Origin of the sequence: Anderseniella sp. Alg231-50 (assembly GCF_900149695.1) — a bacterium.
Taxonomy (GTDB): domain Bacteria; phylum Pseudomonadota; class Alphaproteobacteria; order Rhizobiales; family Aestuariivirgaceae; genus Anderseniella.
In genome coordinates this window covers 1-16876 of sequence record NZ_LT703007.1, presented here as the reverse complement: position 1 = coordinate 16876, position 16876 = coordinate 1, and the positions used below count along the sequence as shown (strand labels likewise).

Below are 16876 nucleotides of genomic sequence, written 5' to 3'. Positions count from 1 at the left end.
GGTGCTAGGTGAGCCCGCAATGCCTCGACACATCCGATGGCAGCAAATCGACCAGATCGGGGGAGGCGATTACTGGCGACATCAAACACATACTGGAGCGACCCTATGAGAGAACAGACAAAGACGACCACATCCTACCCGGCCTTCGTCGACCCTGCTACGTTGAATGACGCACCGCACGCTCGACTGGCTGAACTGCGCCGGGAGACACCACTGGTGCAGTTCGGCCCCAACCAGTATCTCGTGCTTCGCGCGGCACATGTACAACTGCTATTGACCGATCCCAGAACGCGTCAGGTCGAGGGACCGGAATTCGTGGCGCTCAAGCAGATCCCGGACGGGATCACGGCGCGGTTCATCTCAGACCTGCTGCTGTTTTCAAACTACGGGATGCACCGCAAGAAGCGCGGCCTGTTCGCGCGCAGTTTCGCCCACCGGCCAATGCAGGAAATGCGCGGTCAGGTTCGCGCCGTCGCCGACAGGATCATCGCAAGTTTGCCGCGCGGAGAGAGTTTTGACTTTGTCGACTGTGTAGCCGCCCGCGTGCCTGCTGAGATGATCGCCTCGATCCTCGGCCTTCCCGAAGACGATACCCGGCACTTCGCACGGCTGGTGTACGATGCCTCGCTCGCTTTCGGGCCGGTCTATCCGCACGACCGGCATGACACGACAGAAAACGCGACAAAGGATCTGTTTCATTACGTAAAGGGGCAGTTGCGCCTGCGCATGGCCGCTTCCAGTGCGGACCTCCTCTCGGCACTGGTCACCGACTGGCAGGAAGACCACGACATCCCGTTCGACAGTCTGGCTTTCCAGGTTGTCGGCCTGATCATTGCCGGCAGCGACACGACCCGTTCCGCCTTTGCCATGCTGATCGCGTTGTTGCTCGAACGCCCCTCCGACTGGCCCGCGCTCTTGTCCGATCACGGCATGATCCCGGGCGCTGTGAAAGAGGGACTGCGCTGCGAACCCTCGGTCGCGACCATTCCACGCCTGACAACGGCCCCTGTGGAACTCGACGACATCGAGGTGCCGGCGGGCGTGGCCCTGAGCCTGAGCACCATGTCGGCCATGCGCGATCCGGCGGTTTACGCAAACCCGGAGCGGTTCGATATCCGCCGCACCGATCATCCACGGTTTCATCCGGTCTTCGGACTTGGGCCGCACCGCTGCATCGGCGAGATGCTCGCACGGATCGAAATGGAAGAGAGTCTCGCGGCCATTCTGGATGGCGCGCCAAGGATCGAGTTGCTGTCGCCACCGCGCATGCTCGGCTTTGGCGGCATCCGTCAGATCACGCCGATGCAGGTTCGGATCTTTTAGTCGCGCAAGACTTGCCGGACATGATGCGGCGCGATTTTCACCCCTCCGGGTATTCGGCTCGGGGGGCACGGGGACTTACGTGAGCGTTTGCCACCTTTGGCTACTGCCTGTCGGCCTTCGCCATCCACGAGATGATCGCCATGGCGCCCGGCAGCCAGGCCAGTCCGGCGACGGCATAAAACAGGAACTGCCAGACGCCGTGCACGGTTGCCAGGTAGCGTGCGCCGACCGCCATGGCGATCAGCGAGTAGACAATCAGGAATGCCAGGAAGATGAATGTCCCGATGAGTTTTCGGGTGCGGGCGGGGAGCATGGTGTTTTGACCTATACCGGCACGGTCATGGTCTTGTTGCGACGCTCATAGGGAACGAACCCCATTTTCTGGTACAGTCCCAGCGCATGCGGGGAATCCAGGGTGCAGGTTTCCACGTGCAGGCTTTCGGGCTTGCCGGTCCAGGCCGTGCGCACAGCTTCCGACAGCAGCCATTTGCCGATGCCGAGGCCGTGAAACTCGGGCAAGAGCCCGAAATAGGCCAACCAGCACTTTTCGGTGTCACGAACGTCGATTTCGAAATACCCGGCCGGATTGCCGGCGCAATAGGCAACATAAATGTCCACGCCATCTGCATTGATGGCCGCTGCCAGCTGGTCATCGCTTAACAGCTTGCGGTCGATCCAGTGGTGTTCGCTGCCGACTGCATCATAAAGATACCGGTAATAGCTGACCGTCGGATCCAGCACATGCATCAGAGCCAGCTTGAGATTGGCCGGCGGCATGACCCGCAATGACGGCGGATGATCCATGGACAGATACGTCACCGTCGTTTCGATGTCCCGGGTCTCCTGTTTCACGCTTGCCGCCTTTTTTGCATTGCCAAACCCTGAAGATGGAATTTTGCGCTTCATGTGCCGGCCGCTTTCTGTGTCTTCAATCTGTTTCGATGGGGGTGTCGGGATCACTTCCCCATTCAGCCCATGAACCGTCGTAAAGGGAATTGGCGTTATGTCCGACGAGCGTCAGACCGAGTGTGAGAATTGCAGCGGTTACACCTGATCCGCAAGAGGTAATGACCGGTTTGGCCACGTCAATTCCTGCCTCCTCGAAAACCCTGGCAATGGCGTCGGTGGATTTCACCGTGCCGTCGTCATTGAGCAGCGTCTTGTAATGAACATTGCGTGCGCCCGGCATATGGCCGCCGCGCATGCCGGCGCGCGGTTCGGGTTCCTGAGCAGAAAAACGGGCAGGGGATCTGGCGTCCGCAATCTGCTGTGAACCTGAGTTGATGGCATTGTAGATGTCCTGCTTGTCGCGCACGCTGGACGCAGAATAGCGCGCGCTCATGTGCCGAGGCTGGCGCGCCATTGCAGGGCCGTCTTCAACCGGCCGGTTTTCGGCGAGCCATTTTGGAAAGCCGCCATCAAGAATGGCGACATCCGAATGACCGAAAGTCCGGAACATCCACCACACCCGAGCTGCGGAAAACAGGCCGGCGCCATCATAAACCACCACACGCATGCCGTCACCGATGCCCATTTTCCTCATCCGCGAGGAGAATTTTTCCGGTGGCGGCATGGTATGCGGCAGGTTGCTGGTCTCGTCGGATATGTCGTCAATGTCGAAGAACACAGCACCGGGAATACGCTGCTCGTCATATTCTTCACGGCCGTTGCGGCCGGCATCCGGCAGGTAATAGGACGCATCCACGATGACGATGTCAGGCGCTTCGAGCCGCTGTTCAAGCCATTGGGTTGAGACCAGGTTTTCGCGCTCGTCCAGAAGTGTCGGCATGTGTCTACTTTCGTCTCGACCCCGTCAGGCCTGTTGTTAGGGTTCGGACCCTAGTCCATGAGGGCAAGCCTGAACCTGCGATTGTTCTTGCCCTTCTTCTCGATCTTGGTGACAGCAATGTTGCCAATCTCGGCAGTAGAAGCAACATGCGTTCCGCCGCATGGCTGCAGGTCAACCGTGCCGTCTTCACCGATCGCGATCAGCCGAACCTTGCCGGAACCCATGGGTGGTTTTACAGACATGGTGCGTACAAGGCCGAGATTGGCTTCCAGTTCCGCATCGGTGATCCAGCGTTGCGAAATGCCATGATCCGCCCGCACCAGGCCCTGAAGACCTGCCGTCAGTGTATCCTTGTCGATTGCGCCGGGATCATCAATGTCGAAATCGAGCCTGCCGCCTTCCGGTGAAATCTGGCCGCCCGTAACGGGAAACGGCACTAAAGCGCACATCAGGTGAAGCGCCGTGTGAACCCGCATCATGCCGAACCGGCGTGGCCAGTCGAGCGACAGTTCCACGCTTTCACCAACCGCCGGCAGTGTGGCGCCTTCCGCCGGCACATGGATAATCTGGGTGCGATCTTCGCCATATACCGTCGTGGCAATCGCTATGCCTGATCCGTCTGCCAACTGCATGGTGCCACTGTCTCCAGGTTGGCCGCCGCCGGTTGCATAGAAGTTGGAGCGATCCAGCACGATGCCGCCGCGCTCATTTACCTCCAGTACCCTGGCAGTGCAGTTTTTCAGATAGGCATCTTCGCGAAACAGGACTTCAGTCATCAAAACCACCCGCTAGGCTTCGGGATCAACGGTAACGTCGGGAACGCTCAAGGGAGATTCCAGCCAGTCCGGTACCGGCAGGTCCTTGGACCTCAGGAACTCCGGATTGAACAGGCGCGACTGGTAGCGTGATCCGAAGTCGCACAGGACCGTCACAATGGTGTGGCCGGGTCCCATTTCCCGTGCAAGCTCCATGGCCCCTGCAATGTTCACACCTGTGGATGCACCCATGCACAAGCCTTCTTCCTTCAGAAGGTCAAAAACGATTTCCACCGCCTGCGCATCCCCAATTCGCCAGGCGTGGTCAATCGGTGCGTCTTCCAGGTTTGCGGTTATGCGCCCCTGGCCGATGCCTTCCGAGATCGAACTGCCTTCTGCCTTGAGTTCACCGGTGGTGAAATAGCTGTACAAAGCCGCGCCGTGCGGGTCGGCGAGGCCGATACGAATGTCCTTGTTGCGCTGTTTGAGCGCCATGCCTGTGCCGACTATGGTTCCGCCTGACCCGGCGGCACAAATGAAGCCGTTTATCCGGCCGTCAGTCTGTTCCCAGATCTCCGGACCGGTGGTTTCGATGTGGGCCTGGCGGTTGGCGACATTGTCGAACTGGTTCGCCCAGATGGCTCCACCTTCGCGCTCATCATTCAACCTCTCCGCCAGCCGTCCGGAATAGCGCACGAAATTATTCGGGTTCTTGTAGGGCGCTGCCGGAACCTCGACCAGTTCGGCACCGAGCATTCGCAGCGTGTCTTTCTTTTCCTGGCTCTGGGTGTTTGGAATGACGATGACGGATTTGAATCCCATAGCGTTGGCCACCATGGTCAGGCCGATCCCGGTATTGCCGGCTGTGCCTTCAACAATGGTGCCGCCGGGTTTCAAGCGGCCTGACTTGATGGCATCGCGGATGATGAACAAGGCCGCCCGGTCCTTCACCGACTGGCCGGGGTTCATGAATTCGGCCTTGCCGAGGATTGTGCAGCCTGTCAGTTCTGACGCCTTCCTCAGTTTGATAAGCGGTGTGTTGCCGATGGCTGAAATGACGTCAGGTGCAAACTTCATGGATGTGTTCCGTTTTAAGCCGGGCGGGGGGCGCCGCAGTGGGGCTGGTAAGCAGTGATGTTTGGCTGCAGGTTAGGCGTGTGTCAAGGACATGGAGCGGTCAAATTCAGCCGGACTTCGCTGAAAATCCGTCGAGGGGGCCGGGGCGCCACAGACGGTAGTCATAATCGGGGTCAAGCGAGTTTGCTATGCACTCTGACGTGGGGATGTAACTGGAATTGGGCATGTGGAACCAGCGCAGAAAATCCCCGGTGTTGATCACGTGATCAAGATAAAGTTCAAGGATTTGCCTGCTGTACCAGTGATATTCACCACTCATACATGAGCTTATGAGGCTGGTGTCCATTCGCTAAGACCACGCTTTCATCCATTGCAGTGTGTCACGAATTCGACCGAAGTGCCAGATTGCGCGAACGATTCTAACGGGCTTGTGAGATGATACCTGACAGTTGGGCAGCGCTGGCCAGCGAGATGCCGGCAATCTTGTCCTCGCGACCGCGAATTTCGTAGCTTTCCGCAACCAGGCCGGACGGATCCACATTCGCTGTCTCAAGTACTTTCAGAGAGACGACGATTTCCTGTGCCAGTTCTTTGGTCAGCGCTTCCAGCCTGCTGGCCGTGTTGACCGTGTCGCCCAGCGCGGTGATGCGCTCGCCTGCCGTATGGACCCTGCTGGTGCCGATGCGGCCCAGAATGGCCTCGCCGCTGTGAATGCCGATGCCGATGCGCAACGGTTCAGACAAGGTGGCTTCGTGGCTATGGTTCAATTCATCCAGTGCCTTGCTGATGTCAATTGCTGCATGAAGCGCATCGGTGGCACCATGAGTGTTTTCATCTTCCATGCCGAAGATCGCCATGATGCCGTCGCCCATGAATTTGTCGACATAGCCTGAATGCGCGGTGATGATTTCGCTCATCCTGCCCATGTACTGGTTCAGTATGTAGACGACGTCATACGGCAGGCGGCCTTCGGAGAACTTGGTGAAGCCGCGTATGTCGATGAACATCAAGGTAACAACCTGCTCCACTCCCTGGGCATATTTGTCACGGCTGGACCGGCGGCCGGTGGCGCGGCCCGCCGGCACCAGGGGGATGATGGACAGTTGTTCGCTTGGTCTGATCTGGCAGGCGAGCCGGATATCGGATGTGTCTATCCCGGCGCGGCTGAGAACCTTGAGTTCCTGGGCATCTGCCGGAGGCAGGTTCTCGCCGCCGGACACAATCCTGACGCGACAAGTGGAACACCGTGCCCGCCCGCCGCACACGGATGCATGCGGAATGCCTGCTTCGCGGGATATTTCCAGCAGCGTAAGACCGGCAGGCGCCGTCTTGGTTACGGTGTTGTTGTAGGTTACCGATACCTTTGGCTTGAACCCGGCGGTAATCCATTGTCCCGCCTTGATGAGCAGGACTGCCACGATCAGTGCCAGGGACAGATAAAGGGCAATGTCCATAATGCGGATTATTGTCGTGTACTGTTCGCCGTTTAGTGGGCTGTCAAAAGTCCGGGTAGCATGAAATTGCCTGCCGGCGACCGCAAATCCTGCAAACGCCAGTACGGGAACCAGGGTGGCAACAACCAGCAGGGGGGCTTTCAAGAAGGTGAACCAGTTTTTGAACCTGATCCACATATACAGGCCGATGGTTCCGTGCCCCCATACCAGCGTAATGAGACCGGCCTGCCGCCACGCTTCGGCGGGCCACATGGCCCACAGGGCAAAGTCGTAATTGTCATTCACCCCGAACAATTCGTGCGAGATCCGCATGCCGATCAGATGGCGCGCCAACAGGACCGGAATCAGGATACCTGTTGCGATTTGCAGGAGCCCGCGGGCTGAAATTGCAGAAAGTCGGCGGGATATTATCTTCTCAACACCCAGGACGGCATGAACAACCGCCGCCAGAAGCAGAATTGCCGTGCCGGCCCATGATCTGGTCACCGAGATGCGGATGGCCCGGAAGTCTTCCATGGCCTCCAGGGAGATCAGGCCAAGGCTGTGATTGACCAGGTGAGTGAAGACAAAACCGAACAGGATAAGCCCCGATATCAATCGGAGGTTTCGGCCGGTGAGGGCACGTCTGAAACCCGTTGGGTTTTTGTTTTGACCTGGAATCGCGCCGACGGTGGAAGACATGCCGGCAGCTTACTATCGCGGTTGCATCAGCGTGAAGTAAAAACCGAACGCTTGCACAGTCTTGATCCCTTGCGCATGCAAGAAGCACTGTTTTCCCGGATGGTACCGTTCAACACCATCCGGGAAACGCATCCGGAATGTCAGTTCGCTTGTGGTTTTATCCTGCGATGATCAGTGTTAGCGGGCACCGCGAACATAAAACAGGCCTGGTGTCCGTCCCCGGTCGTGCCTGAAACTGCCGCGGCCGCCATGTCCGGTGTTGCCGCTGGTCGAAGCCATGTTCATAACGGTCTCGGAGCAGCGATACTTGCTGGACGGCTTCCAGACTGTCCATTGCCGTCCCGGGCCTTCACGACCGGCGTTGATCCAGTATGATCGTGACCTGGAATGGGGATTGATCTTGCGGCCGCTGGCGGTGGTGGCATGCTGTCGGAACGTCGGGGCGCGGTTGCCGGCCCAGCACTTGTTTTTCATGAAGTTCCACTGAATCCAGCAAGAGGATTCGCATGTCCCCATTACCACGAAGACCACATTGCGACGGTTCATGGAGCGCGCCGCGCTGATGGCGCCGAGGGGATTGTCGCCGCCTGTCGCTCTTGCAACATGGGCACCGCCCTGAATGCCGTAACGATTGTCGAAACAGGCCTGGCCTTTCGGCATCTTTACCCGGTAACGCTTGCCGCTGGATGCGGTGTAACTTGTCGTCTTGAAACAGGCCGATGTGTCAATTCCCGAGCCAGCGGCTTCTGCAGCTGGCGCCAGGCTGGTCAAACCGGCAAAAATCAGGCTGGTCAGGGTGAATGCAAGGGTCTGTTTCATAATAATACACCTCGTTTGTACTTTGTTGAGGTAATGCAGAAACGAGGCCACAACCAACAAACCAGGGCAAACCAATGGCGCGTCGCATGATGCCCTCTGCCACTGTCTGCATGGTGCGGCCAGCAGACATTGGAGCCCGTTCCATGTGATAATGTTGGTTAGTCAACTGAAGTATTTGATGCAGGTCAAGATTGGTCCCGCTGCAAATCACTAGTCTGTAGATCGGCAGCATGGTCAAAACGGAGGTTTGTATGTCGATTAAAACAATTGCCGTGTCATTGGTTGATATAGAACGTCAGGACGCCGTCATGGATGCGGCCTTTTCACTTGCCGACCGCCATGATGCGCATGTGCTGGGTGTATACCCGGTGCCCAGCCCGCACGGGATTGCCATTCCCGCCAGCTTTGGTGCCATCTCTGCCGACATCGATAACAGCCGGTTTTTTGAAGACCATCTGGAAGATGTAAAGACCAGGTTTGAAGACGCTGCACGCCGTCATGCCGTTCGGGCGGAATGGCGGCGGGTGGACGGCGAGACCGGTTTGCTGGCAGACGTCATGCTAAGGCATGTCCCGTACGCGGATCTCGTTGTTGCGGGTCAGTTGAATTCGTCGACAAGCAACACCATTGAGCCTGACTTTGTTGAACGCCTGATACTTGAATCGGGAAGGCCGGTTCTCGTCGTGCCGAACATGGGGGAGTTTAAGTCCATCGGAACCAATGTGATCGTCGGATGGAATGCCACTCGTGAAGCAATGCGGGCGGCATTTGATGCCGTGCCTGTCATGAAAGGAGCGAAACGCGTTGAATTGTTATGGGCAAATGCCCGCGACGAACCTGAGGTTGCCGGTGATCTGCCAGGTGCGGAACTGGCTGCAGTTCTTTCTCGTCATGACTTGAAGGTGTTTGCAAGAAGCATTTCTGCTCCCAACCTGTCACCGGCCGACGCCCTGCTTAATGAAGCAGCCGACAATGGAGCCGACCTGATCGTGATCGGTGCTTACGGGCATTCAAGATTGCGGGAGTTCGTGTTTGGCGGGGTGACCAGAACCCTTCTACAGAACATGACAGCACCGGTGCTCATGTCGCACTGATCCCAATGCCTCATGTCGTGCCTGTGTTATGACAACAGGTACCAGGCGGCATACAGGGCGGTTACCACCAGCACCGCTGCCACTTGCATTGTGACCACACGTTTGGTCGCTGTGATCTTTCTCATCATTGCACCTGTTGGTGAGTTTCAGACTTGAGCGAACCGTACAGTCAGGCAGTGACAAGAGCAATACAGCCCCGCCACCTGTCTACATCCGGCGACCGCTATTGTTGCAAGTGAGTGGGTCTGGCATCTGCTGCCTCACGACAAAAGCTACAACACGCCTTTCCAGCGCAGGGCCAGATACACGCCCAGTGCAACGACCAGGAGCTTGATGGCGATGTAACCGAGCCAGCGCCTGGGAAACGGCAGGGTGTCGGTCCAGGGTTTCCGGTGATCGGGTGTTGTCATCGCCTTCGTCTTTCTGATGCCATGGCATCTGCTTGTCCAGCATTCCGGGATCCGGTGAACCAGACGCTATCAGCAGTGCAGTGGGCTTCCTTGACCTGCGTCAATACGATGGCAATCAAATGGGGCAGGGGGACCGGACGGTGCCTTGCACAGCGTTGGCCAGGGTGGGAGCGGGCAGGCAGTTTGACGGTTTTTTGTCGAAATTGTGGGTGTTTTGCTGAAATTGGTGTGTGTCTCAGGACGGTTGCCACATTTTGTGTCAACTTTAAATCCGGTATTTTGTGTAACACAAACAAGTTTCACTACCGTCTTGCTGGAGTGTTGGAATAATTGCCCGCTTCTCACATGTGGCGGCAATGCGTCAAAATCCTGCCGGATCGCGGGGGCATCCGTTTTGCGGCGACAATTGGTGTGGACCCATGCAGCATCGACCATTAAGACGTTGAGGATGTTCAGCTTTGATTACGACAAATTCTCCAACGACAGGCTCACCCTGGTTGCCCCAATCAAGAACGAAATGTTCTTCCTGCCGTCATTCCTGGATCACTACCGCAAGCTGGGCGTCGAGCAATTCTGCTTTATCGACGACCACTCTGATGACGGATCCGCTGGATACATACAACAGCAGAAAGACTGCGTTCTTGTCCGGTCAAAGTACAAGTTTGGACAGCGCTTGTGGTTGCGGCCTGACATTACCGGCTTCCGACAATGGGGACTGAGAGCCGGAGCGGCATGGAAAAACTGGTTTCCCCGCCGTTATCTGAAAGGTAGGTGGTGTATCTATGCTGATCTGGATGAGTACCTGTTACTCCCGCCTGGATTCCCGACGGTGCAGGCGTTCCTGAAGGTTCTTGACGAAAAGGCGATTGCCGCGGTTCCCGCAGTCATGGTCGACTTCTATCCGCAGTCAACAGCCGACCTCGCCGAACCTCTCGAGGCGAAATCGCTGTCCGATTTGCTCGATCGTTACAGTTTCTATGATTCCAAGCCGTACGTGAAATGGACGGAAGGTGACACTGTCCCGTCTGACCTGGGGCAGAGTGTAACCGGCCGCCTGCTTGATCGCATGTTAGATGACGTGGCTGACAATGGTACAGCGCAGGCGTTTGAACACCAGCCAAACGTCGCGCTCAAAATCACTTGCAAAGTGCCAATCGTAAAATGGTTGGATGGCGTGGCATATCGTGGTTCTCACCGATTGAACAGTGCGCCATCGACCGAGTACATGTTGCCGATACTGCATTTCAAATACACGCAATCAGTATACAGCAAAATAGCATATGCCGTAAAAACCAACAGCTATGCGGGTAACAGCAACTATTACAGGACACTGGTTCTGGTATTGCGGTATCTGGACGAGAACGATGGACTGATCACCGGCTCAGTATCCAAGAAATTTGCGACGGAAAACGGATTCTATAAGGATTTTCAGGCGAACGTGAAAAACTAGCGCCGCTTCAGGTGAGCTTGTATTTCCTGTTTCTTTCTTTCGTTGTCCCTTTCACCGCCCACTTATCTGCATCCAGTCGATATGCCGGGCTTAAAAAGGAAACCAGGTCAGACACGGAGTGGCGGGTCAGATCAAAATGCATGAAGTCAGGCCTTCCCTGAAAATACTCCAGGACCTGCTTCTTGTGCTGGAAATATTCTGTTCGCCAGAAGTCGATTACCGCTTCGCGTGAAAGCCCGGTTGCGTTTTGCCACCTCTCGATGAAGCTGTTGTACGGACCGCCTACGTGATTTATCCGTGATCGTATCCAGTCCTCAACCGGGCGGTCATTGAATATGAAATGGGAGCCAGGATAATGACTGTCGAGTTCCCGAAAGAATTTGTTGGCTTCAATTGCCGTGTCATTGTCCACGTAGACCATGTCTGAATAGACCTGGTATCGCGAGACGCCATCCAGAATGTTCTTTCCGGACTTGGAATTTTCTTCCATGGATCTTGCCAGATGCGCGCCTTTGAAAGGCCCGTACTTTTTCCTGAAATGCAGACTCCTTAAGCCGTTTTTGCGGAAAAAGTCATGAAAGGTTTTGGTGCCGCATTTATTGTATCCGATTAGAAAAATTTTCGGACCGTTCACTTCAGGGAATATCTTGCCGGGTTTGAAATTCATCAACGTTGTCCATTCCACGGGTGAATGTTTTGCGTGCTGTAAAGCGAAGGATCGGTTGCACCCATTCGGTTCTCAACATTTTGCAGCGATATTGTGGGCAAAGTTGATTCTGCTATTGGTCTTCGGCAGAAGAGACCCAACACAGGTCGAAAATTACCCGAAACGGGAGTAAACAGTGTTTTGCGTTCTTGCACCATAATTCGAAAGTGCTCTTCCAAACAGAATTGTATTGAATTTTCAGCTGTGAGCTCGCCACCTTGGGTTGCGGGCCATCTTGACCCGCTGCTTGTTTTGAGCATCTCTCATGACTGAAAGAAAGTCTCAATATTTTTGGGCATAGGCAGATGGTGGAAAAAAAGAAACTCTTTTGTGTGTCCTACCACAAAACCGGAACAAGCTCCGCTCATCAACTGTTTCTGCAGAACGGTATATCCAGTTGTCATTCGCCGGCCGTGGTGGATGGAAATCGCTATGAAGCGATGGTAGCGAAAATTCTCTCGGACAAGGCCGGCGTGGTCCGCGTACTGCAACCCGTGATAGAAAAATATGACGCCCATTTCGACATTCCCTGGGCGGGCATCTACCATGAACTGCTTGATATGAGAGATGATGCCGTGTTCCTGTACATCGACAGGGATGCCGACAGTTGGTGGAACTCGCTTGCTGCTCACTGGTCTCTCAGTGTCATGCCAAGGGTACTGCGGCCTTATGAGGTCCTGCAGTACTCTCACGTACTGCCTGCTGACAAGAGACTGGTCAGATCGGCCGACGAGGCCTTGTTCAAAGATTGTTTTGCCCGTCATCGCGAACAGGTACATCGGATAATCCCGGCTGACAGATTGATTACCCTTAGGCTCGATGATCAGGATGTTGCTGCCCGGCTGAGTGACGCCGCAGGCTTGACTGTTTCGGGCTGCATTCCTCATGCGAACAGGCGAAAATCAAAAAGCTTCAGGCTGGCCCGTAATTTGTATTCCCTGTTGAGGAATGCGTATCGCTTCGGTTGGTCTTACTGACTGCATTTACCAGGACAAAACCCGAGCTACCTGTTTTATGTACCGGTCCTGGTTTTGCTGCTGCCGGCTGAAGGGCACACCCTGCGACTGCCGGACTGGAAATTCAGTTCGCTTTAGCAACTTCTATATTCCACCGGACAAACGAGTTGAAAAGCGCTTCCTGGTGCGGACTGTTGGTAACAGGAGCCTGGCCTGTCTTTTCAAGATAGGTTTGAAACGATTCAAACAATTCCTGTCGCGTTAGCACGGTTGAATCCACTGGTTCCTGGCTGACAGTCTGCTGTCCAGCGGAAGCAGCTTCTTCAGACCGGGACTGCTGTTGTTCATCCGAAGGCAGGACAAGCCAGTTTCCATTGGCAATGTCCGACAGTGCCTTGGCATTGGCCACATTGGCGCTGGCTTCAGGCGCTGCCTGCGGTTGTGACAGAGCGGCTGCCACGTGATTGCTGCCTGTAATATTGCCGGATACACCGGAACTGCCGGTACCCGATACTGCCTGCGCAGTCGGTGCCTGGAAATGAGAACTGGCCTGGGTAACCCTGTCATCTGCCGTCAGATAGTAAACCAGGGCAAAGGTGGCAGAGCAGGCGGCAAACAGGCCGACTGCGAAAAGGCCCGCTTGAACCTTCATGCCGCTGTTAACGTCCTTTTGCCGGCTGTGTTTTGCCATCACTGAAGACATCCGGTTTTCAAACATTTCATCACGGCTTTGCAGATGCCTGGTCGGCAGGTGTGTGCGTGATGCAGCGTGCCGGTGTTGTTCCGGTGGCGCAACAGGATGCGGCGTCTCGGTTAAGTGCCTGGGCATGCCTGGTTTGGTCTTGCCGGCGTGACGGGCGTGGGTCTGCTGGTGGTGGTGAGGATGATGTGGTCTCGTAGCCGGGTTGCCGTCCGGATACTGGCCCCGGTGCTCATCATTCATCCGGATCAGATCGGCCAGCGTCTTCCTGAAATCGTTGACGCTGTTCTGGTCGTGCCTGTTGCTACCCATAGCGCTGCTTCCCTGTTCTGACCACGACTTTGATGATCAGCTTGTCGGTCCGCCAACTTTGAAATCCAAGGATTGGATTTCTCCCGAATATCTGGCTCAACTAGATATTCCTTTACAGGAGATATCTTTGTTCCGACCTGTCCAGCACAGTGAACAAGGGAGTAAAACAGCTGGGTTCAGCAGGTATTTTCCTCCATGAAACCCTCTCCCTGACCAAAGGCCTGACAAGCTATCCCGGCGACAAAAGCGGACATAACCATACGAAGCCATCCCATTCTGTCAGTGTAAGGTATTTAAAAAGATAGATCAAAAACAGAAGTAAATCAGGCGGGATTGTGTTGATAAGCAGCTTGTCGTCCGGTCACGTTGGCCAGTTGAGATATTGCTGTTAAACACATGATGACTTTAACGCCAGATGAAGTTTCAAAATAGATATCGCACCAGCCGCCGTTTATGAAATTTGCGCCGGTAAAACCCTAAATGCTACCAGGTCCTGCGCTGCGCCTGATCACATTTGTCATGGAATCCAGAATGATAGGAAAAGTAAGTTTCATTTGTCAGGCATGCTTCTGGGCCGGAGCGTCGTATCGAGCCGCCGGTATCCTAGTTGTGTTGGTATTCGCTCCGATCAACTCTGCCCACGCTTGCGCCTGTTGCGCCGAAACGGGGTATCGGAGTGAGACGGTAAGCGAGGTTGGAACCCTTGGCCGGCATATCCTGCAGTCGATCAGGTTTACTTCCAGGGCCGAACTGGATGGAAGTGCGGACAACACATTGGGATTGATCAAGCCGTCATCTGACGAGCCCGAAGGCTCTCTTGTATATGCCCTGGAAAGTACCGTTGAGCCTGATATTTTGAAGTTCAAGCTATCGCGGGAGGGCCAGGAGCGAGGTGAGATCAGTTTTCCTCTGCCTTCAGTGATGACGCGGTTTGGGGTCGATACCCGTGACCCTGCAGACTCTGAAAATCGACTTGGCCCGACACTTTACCGGGAATGGCGGTTAACAGGTGATGCCACGCTGACCGGATTGGTCACGAAAGGAACGCAGACGGCTCAAATCCGACTGATTTTGCAGGGGCGGGGGAACTACTGTGTTGACGTGCTGGACTTCACACACTGGTCCCTGGCCGTCGAAGGCAAAGCCATCCGATTCTCACTGATCGGTGAATTGGAACGAAATGATTGAACAGGTTGCCAGAGAAAATACGTGTTTCCCGCATGCTTTCCTGTTTAGAGGAGCGCCGTCAAGCGTGAGAGAGCGGAGCCGGCTGCTTCCGTTAAACCGCAACAACCCTTGGTTAACAACCCGTTGATTCGACTTAAAAATGCCCGACACCAAAGGACGCACGTTGACACTCCCCAAAACACATTTTTGGTACCCATATGGTACCGGCAGTAAAAGCAGCTGCCTGTTATATTCTGCTAAGTTATTGATCTAACTGGTGCCGGCTGAGGGATTCGAACCCCCGACCCCCTGATTACAAATCAGGTGCTCTACCAACTGAGCTAAGCCGGCTCCTGAGGCACTGGTGTTTCAAGCGCGACTGCCGTTCGGCGTGGCGACTGAATACTTGTCCCTTATGTGAGTTGCAAGCCCATTTAAGACAATGTGCGTCGTTTTTGCGGTCCCTGTTTCTGAATTGCCGTCAATGGCGGCAATGAAGGGCAGGGTGGCGTTCAGCGCTTCAGGGCGTACAGGCACAGCGCCGCCGCGTTGGACACGTTCAGGCTGCGGATCTCACCGGGCAGGTCGAGCCGGGCGAGATGATCGCAGTTGTCCCGGGTGAGACGGCGCATACCCTTGCCTTCCGCACCCAGTACGATTGCGTATGGCGCCGAAACGTCAAGGGACGCAATATCCTCAGGTGCTTCACTGTCCAGTCCGATCAGGGTGACGCCGCTGTCGCGCAACTGCGCCATGGCCCGGGCCAGGTTACTGACCCGGACGAAGGGAACATGTTCTGCGGCACCGGACGCCGATTTCACCATTACCGCGGAACTGTCGGGACTGTGCCGGGCGGTCGCCACCAGGGCGGTGACGGAAAAAGCGGCACACGAGCGCATGATGGCGCCGACATTGTGCGGGTCGGTAACCTGGTCGAGAATGACGATTGTGCCGTTAAGGGGAATGTCATCCAGGTCGGGCTGATCGAGCGGCCTTGCGGTCAGCACAGCGCCCTGATGCACGGCATCTGAACCGGTTATGCGGTCGAGCTGGCTGCGGTGGACGACTTCCGGCTCCAGGTCCGGATGCGTCGCCAGGGCAGAGGCCAGCCGATCCTGTGCATTCACGGTGCATTTCAGTGACACAAGCTCGCGGCGCGGGTTATTCAGGGCCTCGGTTACCGAATGCAATCCGAATATGATATCGTTGCCGTCAGGTGCCTGCCCCGACCGCGGCTTCGCCCTGTCATGACCTTGGGACTTGTCGCGGATTTTTCGCTTGTGGCCTGATTGTTTGAAACTGTTCATGACCGCCTGTATAAAGAGACGGGGAAAATTGAACAGCCCTTCCGGCAAATTGGCGCTCTGGTGAGCGGCAAGTAACTGGCAGGCTTGAGAATTTGCTTGAATTTTTGCGACCGAATCCTGTTGACACAACTCAGTCGCATGGCCATAACACGGCTCTAAAGCGCCCGGCTAATCCCCGGGCATAATGTTTTATGCGCGAAAGTCATCTGAGCAAGGGTTTTGTGTTTCACTATAAGTCATTGGTTTTTCTTTGACTTTTGGTGTCGGCAGGTTCCGGAGGGATGCCCGAGTGGCTAAAGGGGACGGGCTGTAAACCCGTTGGCTATGCCTACGTTGGTTCGAATCCAACTCCCTCCACCACTTGTTCTGGTTGGTTGGCGTGCATAAAAGGCGAATAACGAGGAAGATGACCGAACGGTAGTTTGAAGTTTTTTTGGTGTGCCCTGAACCGAAGGCGGGTGTAGCTCAATGGTAGAGCAATAGCCTTCCAAGCTGAAGACGAGGGTTCGATTCCCTTCACCCGCTCCAGGGCATTTTCAGACCGTGAGTTAGGCTGGACCGAAATGCCGAACACTGCTGCTTCATGATTTTTTGATGTCCCAGGCAAAGGTAGAGACTGTAAAATGGCCAAGGCAAAGTTTGAACGTAACAAGCCGCACTGCAATATCGGCACGATTGGTCACGTTGACCATGGCAAGACGTCGCTGACGGCGGCGATCACGAAGGTTCTGGCTGAATCTGGTGGTGCGGAATTTTCCGCCTATGACGAGATTGACAAGGCACCTGAGGAAAAAGCCCGTGGTATTACCATTTCCACGGCTCACGTTGAGTATGAGACGGATAACCGTCACTACGCCCACGTGGATTGCCCGGGCC

Annotated in this window: 18 protein-coding genes and 3 tRNA genes; 8 read left to right on the top strand and 13 right to left on the bottom strand. The window is 55.6% G+C overall.

The genetic code is table 11. From position 1 onward, the window contains the following. Positions 1 to 105 precede the first annotated feature (105 nt). Positions 106 to 1323, top strand: a complete 1218-nt coding sequence (locus tag DHN55_RS20090) for a cytochrome P450 (protein ID WP_337660601.1) — start codon at positions 106 to 108, stop codon at positions 1321 to 1323. Between the two features lie 100 nt (positions 1324 to 1423). Here DHN55_RS20090 and DHN55_RS20085 read toward each other — a convergent pair whose 3' ends face one another. The 8 genes from DHN55_RS20085 to DHN55_RS20050 all read right to left on the bottom strand — a co-directional run bounded on the left by DHN55_RS20085 (position 1424) and on the right by DHN55_RS20050 (position 7898). Further along, a complete protein-coding gene (locus DHN55_RS20085) occupies positions 1424 to 1636 on the bottom strand; it encodes a DUF2842 domain-containing protein (protein WP_108883347.1) in 213 nt (70 codons plus the stop codon). Positions 1637 to 1647: 11 nt separating this feature from the next. Continuing rightward, positions 1648 to 2229, bottom strand: coding sequence for a GNAT family N-acetyltransferase (locus DHN55_RS20080; RefSeq protein WP_108883346.1), 582 nt, complete (start codon positions 2227 to 2229; stop codon positions 1648 to 1650). Between the two features lie 22 nt (positions 2230 to 2251). Next, positions 2252 to 3112: a 3-mercaptopyruvate sulfurtransferase gene (gene sseA, locus DHN55_RS20075; protein ID WP_108883345.1), complete on the bottom strand. Its 861-nt coding sequence runs from the start codon at positions 3110 to 3112 to the stop codon at positions 2252 to 2254. A 50-nt stretch (positions 3113 to 3162) separates the two neighbouring features. Next, on the bottom strand, positions 3163 to 3888 hold the full coding sequence (locus DHN55_RS20070) for an alanine--tRNA ligase-related protein (RefSeq protein WP_108883344.1): 726 nt from the start codon (positions 3886 to 3888) through the stop codon (positions 3163 to 3165). A 12-nt stretch (positions 3889 to 3900) separates the two neighbouring features. Further along, positions 3901 to 4944: a cysteine synthase A gene (locus tag DHN55_RS20065; protein WP_108883343.1), complete on the bottom strand. Its 1044-nt coding sequence runs from the start codon at positions 4942 to 4944 to the stop codon at positions 3901 to 3903. Positions 4945 to 5050: 106 nt separating this feature from the next. Beyond that, entirely contained in the window at positions 5051 to 5263 is a 213-nt protein-coding gene (locus tag DHN55_RS20060; protein WP_337660600.1) for a hypothetical protein, read from the bottom strand. A 100-nt stretch (positions 5264 to 5363) separates the two neighbouring features. Continuing rightward, on the bottom strand, positions 5364 to 6995 hold the full coding sequence (locus tag DHN55_RS20055) for an adenylate/guanylate cyclase domain-containing protein (protein ID WP_337660599.1): 1632 nt from the start codon (positions 6993 to 6995) through the stop codon (positions 5364 to 5366). A gap of 261 nt (positions 6996 to 7256) precedes the next feature. Continuing rightward, on the bottom strand, positions 7257 to 7898 hold the full coding sequence (locus DHN55_RS20050) for a hypothetical protein (protein WP_108883340.1): 642 nt from the start codon (positions 7896 to 7898) through the stop codon (positions 7257 to 7259). Between the two features lie 251 nt (positions 7899 to 8149). Between DHN55_RS20050 and DHN55_RS20045 the strand changes: the two genes are divergently transcribed. After that, positions 8150 to 8992 (top strand): universal stress protein, encoded by an 843-nt coding sequence (locus DHN55_RS20045; protein ID WP_337660598.1) that lies wholly within the window; start codon positions 8150 to 8152, stop codon positions 8990 to 8992. A gap of 272 nt (positions 8993 to 9264) precedes the next feature. On the opposite strand, the gene DHN55_RS22540 is transcribed toward DHN55_RS20045, so the two are convergent. Continuing rightward, complete coding sequence (locus tag DHN55_RS22540) at positions 9265 to 9402, bottom strand: hypothetical protein (RefSeq protein WP_337660597.1); 138 nt, start codon at positions 9400 to 9402, stop codon at positions 9265 to 9267. Positions 9403 to 9616: 214 nt separating this feature from the next. Between DHN55_RS22540 and DHN55_RS20040 the strand changes: the two genes are divergently transcribed. Further along, the gene (locus DHN55_RS20040) at positions 9617 to 10852 is read left to right on the top strand and encodes a glycosyltransferase family 2 protein (RefSeq protein ID WP_337660596.1); all 1236 of its coding nucleotides are present in this window, start codon (positions 9617 to 9619) and stop codon (positions 10850 to 10852) included. A 7-nt stretch (positions 10853 to 10859) separates the two neighbouring features. Here the strand turns inward: DHN55_RS20040 and DHN55_RS20035 are convergent, their stop codons facing one another. After that, complete coding sequence (locus tag DHN55_RS20035) at positions 10860 to 11519, bottom strand: sulfotransferase (protein WP_108883337.1); 660 nt, start codon at positions 11517 to 11519, stop codon at positions 10860 to 10862. A gap of 344 nt (positions 11520 to 11863) precedes the next feature. Between DHN55_RS20035 and DHN55_RS22645 the strand changes: the two genes are divergently transcribed. After that, entirely contained in the window at positions 11864 to 12535 is a 672-nt protein-coding gene (locus DHN55_RS22645) for a sulfotransferase (RefSeq protein ID WP_108883336.1), read from the top strand. A 103-nt stretch (positions 12536 to 12638) separates the two neighbouring features. Here the strand turns inward: DHN55_RS22645 and DHN55_RS20025 are convergent, their stop codons facing one another. Beyond that, the gene (locus DHN55_RS20025; protein WP_108883335.1) at positions 12639 to 13526 is read right to left on the bottom strand and encodes a hypothetical protein; all 888 of its coding nucleotides are present in this window, start codon (positions 13524 to 13526) and stop codon (positions 12639 to 12641) included. Between the two features lie 531 nt (positions 13527 to 14057). Between DHN55_RS20025 and DHN55_RS20020 the strand changes: the two genes are divergently transcribed. Next, complete coding sequence (locus tag DHN55_RS20020) at positions 14058 to 14714, top strand: hypothetical protein (protein ID WP_337660594.1); 657 nt, start codon at positions 14058 to 14060, stop codon at positions 14712 to 14714. A gap of 254 nt (positions 14715 to 14968) precedes the next feature. Here the strand turns inward: DHN55_RS20020 and DHN55_RS20015 are convergent. Together DHN55_RS20015 and rlmB are read right to left on the bottom strand one after the other, a co-directional pair. Next, positions 14969 to 15044: transfer RNA gene (locus DHN55_RS20015), tRNA-Thr, on the bottom strand. 161 nt (positions 15045 to 15205) lie between these two features. Beyond that, complete coding sequence (gene rlmB / locus DHN55_RS20010; RefSeq protein ID WP_108883333.1) at positions 15206 to 16000, bottom strand: 23S rRNA (guanosine(2251)-2'-O)-methyltransferase RlmB; 795 nt, start codon at positions 15998 to 16000, stop codon at positions 15206 to 15208. A 275-nt stretch (positions 16001 to 16275) separates the two neighbouring features. Here rlmB and DHN55_RS20005 point away from each other — a divergent pair. The 3 genes from DHN55_RS20005 to DHN55_RS19995 form a co-directional block, all read left to right on the top strand. Further along, positions 16276 to 16360, top strand: a tRNA-Tyr gene (locus DHN55_RS20005). A gap of 94 nt (positions 16361 to 16454) precedes the next feature. Then, positions 16455 to 16528 (top strand) — tRNA-Gly (locus DHN55_RS20000). Positions 16529 to 16623: 95 nt separating this feature from the next. Then, a partial coding sequence (locus DHN55_RS19995; protein ID WP_337660593.1) for a GTP-binding protein occupies positions 16624 to 16876 on the top strand: 253 nt, incomplete at its 3' end.

Excerpts from the sequence above, each read along its gene's own strand:
- rlmB (WP_108883333.1), bottom strand. The coding sequence starts at position 16,000 with ATGAACAGTTTCAAACAATCAGGCCACAAGCGAAAAATCCGCGACAAG.
- DHN55_RS20020 (WP_337660594.1), top strand. The coding sequence starts at position 14,058 with ATGATAGGAAAAGTAAGTTTCATTTGTCAGGCATGCTTCTGGGCCGGA.
- DHN55_RS20080 (WP_108883346.1), bottom strand. The coding sequence starts at position 2,229 with ATGAAGCGCAAAATTCCATCTTCAGGGTTTGGCAATGCAAAAAAGGCG.
- DHN55_RS20065 (WP_108883343.1), bottom strand. The coding sequence starts at position 4,944 with ATGAAGTTTGCACCTGACGTCATTTCAGCCATCGGCAACACACCGCTT.
- DHN55_RS20070 (WP_108883344.1), bottom strand. The coding sequence starts at position 3,888 with ATGACTGAAGTCCTGTTTCGCGAAGATGCCTATCTGAAAAACTGCACT.
- DHN55_RS20045 (WP_337660598.1), top strand. The coding sequence starts at position 8,150 with ATGTCGATTAAAACAATTGCCGTGTCATTGGTTGATATAGAACGTCAG.
- DHN55_RS20060 (WP_337660600.1), bottom strand. The coding sequence starts at position 5,263 with ATGAGTGGTGAATATCACTGGTACAGCAGGCAAATCCTTGAACTTTAT.
- DHN55_RS20035 (WP_108883337.1), bottom strand. The coding sequence starts at position 11,519 with ATGAATTTCAAACCCGGCAAGATATTCCCTGAAGTGAACGGTCCGAAA.
- DHN55_RS20090 (WP_337660601.1), top strand. The coding sequence starts at position 106 with ATGAGAGAACAGACAAAGACGACCACATCCTACCCGGCCTTCGTCGAC.
- DHN55_RS22645 (WP_108883336.1), top strand. The coding sequence starts at position 11,864 with ATGGTGGAAAAAAAGAAACTCTTTTGTGTGTCCTACCACAAAACCGGA.
- sseA (WP_108883345.1), bottom strand. The coding sequence starts at position 3,112 with ATGCCGACACTTCTGGACGAGCGCGAAAACCTGGTCTCAACCCAATGG.
- DHN55_RS20085 (WP_108883347.1), bottom strand. The coding sequence starts at position 1,636 with ATGCTCCCCGCCCGCACCCGAAAACTCATCGGGACATTCATCTTCCTG.
- DHN55_RS20050 (WP_108883340.1), bottom strand. The coding sequence starts at position 7,898 with ATGAAACAGACCCTTGCATTCACCCTGACCAGCCTGATTTTTGCCGGT.
- DHN55_RS20025 (WP_108883335.1), bottom strand. The coding sequence starts at position 13,526 with ATGGGTAGCAACAGGCACGACCAGAACAGCGTCAACGATTTCAGGAAG.
- DHN55_RS22540 (WP_337660597.1), bottom strand. The coding sequence starts at position 9,402 with ATGACAACACCCGATCACCGGAAACCCTGGACCGACACCCTGCCGTTT.